Here is a 6,196-nt window from a genome sequence, read left to right as displayed (position 1 = left end):
ACGACGGTGTCCACACGAATCAGGTCGAGTGCCTCTGGTCGTTAGTGCAGCCGTGGCTGGCGAAATTTCGCGGCCTGTCCAAGCAGGGCTTGGAGCAGGCCGCTCGCACCTTCGGGTTTCTTCGTTCCCTGAATCTTGTTCAAGCACCCATCCACAGTCTCATCGATTGCGTCGCCGTCAACGTATTCCGCTAATCTACACAAGAGCGGACATGTTTATGCTAGGGAAATTCCATACGTTGAGTGATAGCTATAGCGGCAAACGTATAGCTATCATTCTCTATAGATGTTCCGTACGAACGGCTCATGCCCCCTTCCCTGAACAGTACAAATGGACATGAGGGACTTAGCGCCCACAATCGCCGCTCAGCAGCCGTTCGGAGTGAATGATGAGTGGACAGCCACCCATCTGGAACGAATAGCAGTATCGAACGGCCGGCGACGTGATGCACTCCAGTGTCTCGGGCGATTTGTATNAATGATGAGTGGACAGCCACCCATCTGGAACGAATAGCAGTATCGAACGGCCGGCGACGTGATGCACTCCAGTGTCTCGGGCGATTTGTATACCCTGTCGAACTGCGGACGCTTGCGGCTCACACTGTAGCCATACGAAACGACCTCTCAGTTGACACTGTCGAGGCTGACGCCACCGAACGGATGGCGATTCAACTTCATCATCTCGACATTCCCGTCCTCTCTGCCAGTGGTCTGCTCGCGTACGATGCTGAGAGCCGACTGGTAGTCTATACTGCTACCGACGTAATGAACCAATACGCGAGTGAAAGCGTCAGTGAGCCACGACAGTTCAGTGCGCTCTGAACCGCAATCGCGCAATCACGACGAATTATCGGATCGGACAGATGCCTGAATCATTGCCTCGGCGATGTTCCCCCCGTATTCCGCTGTACGGCGCACGCTATCGAGTACGAGCGCCAAGAGGTACGTATCAGACGATGAATCGTTGTGGAACCGGCGATCGAGAGGCTCGACTGCTTCGAGCAACTCATCGCGTGCATGAAACGCTGTGTAGGCCTGTTCGATTGATCCACCATCGAGGAGAACACTCGCCGCATCGATCACGATTTCTCGAGACTGGTTGGCAAGTGAGACGAGTTCGTCGACCCCATCGACCGAAGAAGGGTCCTCAACCCGCAATGCAGTCGTAGCTATCTTCTCTGCGTGGTCAGCAACCCGTTCTAGTTGACGGGCGGTTGTATAATAGCTAAATACCGTGGACCGGTCAAGGTTCAGCTGCTCGATTTCTTGTAAGGTGGTGAGTGATTTCTGAAAACAGCGGTTCACCAACCCGAACAGACGATCTGCCTCCTCGTCGCGCTCGACGACGCGCTCGGCTCGGTTGGTATCGGCGTTCACCAATGCTAAGACAGCGTTGCGATGCATCCACTCCGTCACGTATTCAAGCTGCAACACCGACTGGCGAACCGATTCGTCACTGGTGCTGATCATGTTTTTGAAGACGATGCTTGTTTCTGTCTCTTCGAGCGCCTCTGGACCGATCAGCTTCGTTGCGGCACGGGTCGCAGCCCGACGTTGGGCGGTCGAAAGCGTATCCCCGGTCGTGAGCGTAAACTCGTCCAGTCCCACGCCATAGAGTGCTTGCACTGCCCGACGAAGGTCGTCCTCGGCGTAGCCATCGACTGCAATGCGTGCGGCTGTCGTTTCGGTTTCCTGAGAGCTGTTCGCACGAATGGTCAGGGACCCATCACTGTTCGCGTAGATATGTAGTTGTCGTCCCGCCTCGATACCGTGTTCGATAGCCCACTGTTTCGGGAGCGAGATAGTGTATGTCGATCCGCCAGTCAGCTGCACTTTGCGCGTTTCCCTGGATGGGGTCAGATCGTTTGAAGCGTTCATTGGATTCCGTATTGCTGATGATATTCTCGTGACGATGGCGCGATCGCGGCAAGTCGATCTGCCGAAAGGATTGGGTAATAGCATATCATCTATTACTACCCAAACTTGCCGGTGATGTAGTCCTCGACGCGCTGGCTCTCGGGATTCTCGAAGATCTCGTTGGTGTCGCCGTACTCGACGAGCTCGCCACCGGTGAGGAAGACGGCGGTCTGATCGGAGATGCGCGCGGCCTGCTGCATGTTGTGGGTGACGACGACCACGGTGTAGTTCTCGGCGAGGTCCTCGATGAGGTCCTCGATCTTCGCGGTCGCAATCGGGTCGAGCGCGCTCGCGGGCTCGTCCATCAGGATCACTTCGGGATCGACCGCGAGACAGCGCGCGATGCAGAGGCGCTGTTGTTGGCCGCCCGAGAGTCCGAGCGCGTTGTCATCGAGTCGGTCGTCGACCTCCTCCCAGAGGGCGGCCTGCCGGAGCGCGCGCTCGACGAGCGCGTCCTCGTCGCCGGCGTCGTCGCCGAACAACCGTGCGAGCAGGCCAGTCTCGACGTCGCCGTGTTTGCGCGGGCCGTAGGAGACGTTCTTCCGGATGGATTTCGGGAACGGGTTCGGCTGCTGGAACACCATCCCGACGCGCTTTCTGAGCTCGACGAGATCGACGCCGTCACCGTAGATCTCCTGGCTGTCGAGCGCGACGCTCCCCTCGACGCGCGCGGCCTTGATGCGATCGTTCATCCGGTTCAGGCATCTGAGGAANAGCGCGACGCTCCCCTCGACGCGCGCGGCCTTGATGCGATCGTTCATCCGGTTCAGGCATCTGAGGAACGTCGATTTCCCACAGCCCGATGGGCCGATGAGTGCCGTGACGCTCTCTTCGGGGATGTCGAGGTTGATCCCTTCGAGTGCTTGCTCGTCGCCGTAGAAGACATCGAGGTCGTCGACGGCGAACTTCGTCCCGTTGTCGAAGTCGTAGTTCGTCCACTCCGGTTCGATGCGCTCGTCGCTCTCACCGGCAGATGTCTGTCTACTCGTTGTTTGGTTCTCTACTGTGGATTTCGTTGTAGTTTGGATATTTGTGGCCATTTGAGTATCCTGATTGTTATTTTATTCACTCATGGTGGAGTTTGCTGCGGAAGTACGCCCGCAGCGCGATGCCGACCGCGTAGAACGACAGCACGACCAACAGGAGGACGAACGCCGTCCCCCACCCGAACGCCTCGGCATCCTGTGCACCGACGCCCGCGGTAATAGTCGCGTAGAGCTGGTAGGGCAGCGCGCTCGCCGCGGTCAGCAGTGCATCGTTGGTCACGAACGGCGGTGTCGTACTGAACTCGAACGACGAGAATACGCCCGGCGTATCGCTCGGGAACGGCGAGCCAGCCATCACGAGCAACAGCGGCGCGGTCTCGCCCGCGATCCGGCCCACGCCGAGGATGACGCCCGTGATGACGCCGGGCAACGCCGCCGGGAGAACGACGCTTCTGATCGTCTGCCAGCGACTCACGCCGAGGGCGGCGCTCGCGTCGCGGTACTCGTCGGGAACGCTCTGGAGCGCCTCCCGGCTCGTGATGAGCACCAGTGGCAACAGCATGAACCCGAGCACGAGGATCCCCGACAACAGCGAGTTGGTGTTGCCAAAGCGCGGCACCAAGAACGCAGCTCCGAACAATCCGAAGACGATGCTCGGCGTGCTCCAGAGACCGTTCGTCGTGACCTCGACGATGCGGGTGAACCGCCCCTGCTCGGCGTATTCGGTGAGGAAGACGGCCGCACCGACGCCGAGCGGCACCGCGAAGAGGACCGTCCCAACGACGATCCAGACCGTTCCCATGATCGCCGGTAGTACACCGGGGATGTCGACGTAGATGCCTTGCGAGACGTTCATGACGAACGGCCAGTCGATCGGCAGCGCCAGCCCGACGATCTCCGGACCGACGCCGAGACCGATCTCGATGCCCGCGAAGGCCTTCGAAGCGCCCTTGAGGGTGACGAACGCGACCAACGCGGCCATGATCGTGACCATCGCCAGCGCGTTCAAGCCCATCAGCAGGTACGCACCGCTCTGTCGGCCCCGACTGCCGAAGCCGGCGCTGGCGGTCGCGGCCGCCCACGTGACCAGTAGGCCCGCCAGACCGATCATCGCGCCCACGACGAGCGGGGCGTGGAACGTCGCTTCCAGGTTTGCAGGGTTCCATTCCCATTCCGGGCCGACGACTCCGCCGAGGAGGACAACCCCTGCTACGATGGCGATGCCGCCGGCTGGTACGGTTGAGCCGACGTCCTCGCGCGGCAGCACGCTGACGGCGACCAGTGAGACCGCGGCAAGCGCCGTCAACGGCAGCCAGACCATGGCTCCGCCGCCAAGCAGCTGTGAGCCAACGAGACTGCCGGCGATCGCGCCGAGAACGCCGAACGACGCGCTAACTGGAAGACCGACCGTCTCGTTCGGCGTCGTGTCGACCCATCCGAGCCGCGAACAGACGCCGAGAACGATGACGATCCCGCCAGTGGCGCAGAGAACGATCCCGAACAGGGTCGCCAGTCCGACGCCCGCGATCTCGGTTTCGAAGCTCGTCACGCCGAACACTGACGCGGTGGCATACAGGAAGACCAAGACGCCGAGACCGACGACGGCGGCGCTGACGCGCTCGAAGGCTGATCCATCATCGTTCACCAGCCGGCGCTCGTGAGCGTCGCTCACCGTTCACCCCCGAGTGTGCGCAGCATGCGGCGCTCGATGTACTGCGAGACGACTGAGATAGCCATCACGGTCACGAACAGCACGGCACCGGCGGCGAACAGCGCGTTCACGTGAAGACCGCTCGCGTTGCCGTACTGGCTGGCGATGAGGCTCGTGAGCGTGGTCGTGTTGTCGAAGGCGTCGAAGATAGGGGTCGGCAGGTCGGTCACGTTGCCGAGAATGACCGTTGCAGCCATCGTCTCGCCGACGGCACGACCGACGCCGAGCAGGACGGCGGCGGAGATGCCCGAAAACGCCGCCGGCATCGTGATGCCGGTCATCGTCTGCCACTCGGTCGCCCCGAGCGCGAGCGAGCCTTGTTTCATCGATTCGGGCACGCTCGAAATGGCGTCCTCGGCGACCGAGACCACGGTCGGGAGCGCCATCACGCCGACGACCAGCCCCACGGCGAGCAGGCTCCCGAGACCGGGCAGGCCGAACGCACTGCTCGACGCGAAGTACGGATTGAGCACGACCAATCCGAGATAGCCGAAGACGATCGAGGGGATGCCCGCGAGGATCTCGATGCCGGGTTTGAGGATCGCGCGCAACCAACTGGGGGCGACCTCGCTAACGAACAATGCGCCGGCGACACCCAATGGCCCGGCGATCATCACCGCGAGCAGCGTCTCGATGAGCGTGCCGACGATCGCGGGTGCGAGCGAGTAGAGCTGCTCACCGCCGGTGCGCCACATCGGCTCGCCGGTGAGCAAGAGGAGATCGATCGGTCCCATATACCGGACCGCCGGCAGCGCCTCGCGCAGTACGAACACGATGATGAGCCCCATCGTGAGCAGCGTCGAGACCGTCGCCAGGAAGGCCAGCCCCTTCGCGGCGAGCGCCTGCCGGGCGTACCAGCCGTAGCCGACGACGAGGAGAAAGCCGACGACGAACACCGCCGTCAGGCTCGATCCGACGAGGAAGCTGACGAACGCACCGAGCAGGCAGACCGCAGCCACGCTCCCGGCGACGAGCGCCACGCGGTCCGTCCCAGTGATCGAGCGCACGATTCGCGTCGTTTTGCTGTTTGTGAATGACATAATAGAAAACGGTCGCGTCAGTTTCTGACGGACCGATTCAGTGGAAGAGGATTAGCTACTGGTCGTGTCCGAGTTGCTCGCGTTCGAACTGCTCGCGTTGCCGCCGCCGTAGCTGACCTGCTGGGCGGGTTCGGGAAGCTTGCTGCGCTGCTTCTGCCGGCGCTCGGGTGGGAGCGTGAAGTAGTCGTTTGCCTCGACGAACTGCTTTTGACCGTATTCGGTGAGCAGCATGTTGATGAACGCGGCTTCCTTCTTCGAGGTGCCCTTCCAAGTGTAGCAGTGCAGATCACGCGAGAGCGGGTAGCCCTTCGAGCCGAGGTTCTTGCCGAGTTCGTAGGTCGTCCCGTCGAGTTCGAGCGCGACCGCGGGGGCCTGGCCGCCGACGAACGCCAGCGCCATGTACGCGATGGCGTTGTCGCTCTGCTGGACGGTCGTGCGGACCTGCTGGTTCTGGCGGCCGTGTTTAATCGCATGACGGAAGTGGAATTTCCTGTTTTGCGGCCTCCTTAATGTTGTACACCGCACACATCAACGCGATCTCAC

The 6,196-nt window shown here is 61.5% G+C and carries 5 protein-coding genes and 2 pseudogenes; 2 read left to right on the top strand and 5 right to left on the bottom strand.

What is annotated here, in order from left to right; all coding sequences use genetic code 11:
• Both C448_RS04275 and C448_RS17170 read left to right on the top strand, forming a co-directional pair.
• A pseudogene (locus C448_RS04275) lies at positions 1–194 on the top strand (IS1595 family transposase); the annotation flags it as partial.
• A 261-nt stretch (positions 195–455) separates the two neighbouring features.
• Positions 456–821, top strand: coding sequence for a DUF7344 domain-containing protein (locus tag C448_RS17170; protein WP_455429046.1), 366 nt, complete (start codon positions 456–458; stop codon positions 819–821).
• A 15-nt stretch (positions 822–836) separates the two neighbouring features.
• On the opposite strand, the gene C448_RS04265 is transcribed toward C448_RS17170, so the two are convergent.
• From C448_RS04265 to C448_RS04245, 5 genes and pseudogenes are all read right to left on the bottom strand, one after another.
• A complete protein-coding gene (locus C448_RS04265) occupies positions 837–1,832 on the bottom strand; it encodes a phosphate uptake regulator PhoU (protein WP_239640520.1) in 996 nt (331 codons plus the stop codon).
• 140 nt (positions 1,833–1,972) lie between these two features.
• On the bottom strand, positions 1,973–2,956 hold the full coding sequence (locus C448_RS04260; RefSeq protein ID WP_004052076.1) for a phosphate ABC transporter ATP-binding protein: 984 nt from the start codon (positions 2,954–2,956) through the stop codon (positions 1,973–1,975).
• Positions 2,957–2,981: 25 nt separating this feature from the next.
• Complete coding sequence (gene pstA, locus C448_RS04255; RefSeq protein WP_004052075.1) at positions 2,982–4,574, bottom strand: phosphate ABC transporter permease PstA; 1,593 nt, start codon at positions 4,572–4,574, stop codon at positions 2,982–2,984.
• Positions 4,571–5,653, bottom strand: coding sequence for a phosphate ABC transporter permease subunit PstC (pstC, locus tag C448_RS04250; protein ID WP_004052074.1), 1,083 nt, complete (start codon positions 5,651–5,653; stop codon positions 4,571–4,573). The genes pstA and pstC overlap by 4 nt, the downstream gene beginning before the upstream one ends.
• A 51-nt stretch (positions 5,654–5,704) precedes the next feature.
• Positions 5,705–6,106, bottom strand: a pseudogene (locus C448_RS04245) (PstS family phosphate ABC transporter substrate-binding protein); the annotation flags it as partial.
• Positions 6,107–6,196: the final 90 nt, after the last annotated feature.

It is taken from the genome of Halococcus morrhuae DSM 1307, assembly GCF_000336695.1.
Classification (GTDB): Archaea; Halobacteriota; Halobacteria; order Halobacteriales; family Halococcaceae; genus Halococcus; species Halococcus morrhuae.
This window is presented reverse-complemented; position numbering and strand designations above follow the sequence as displayed.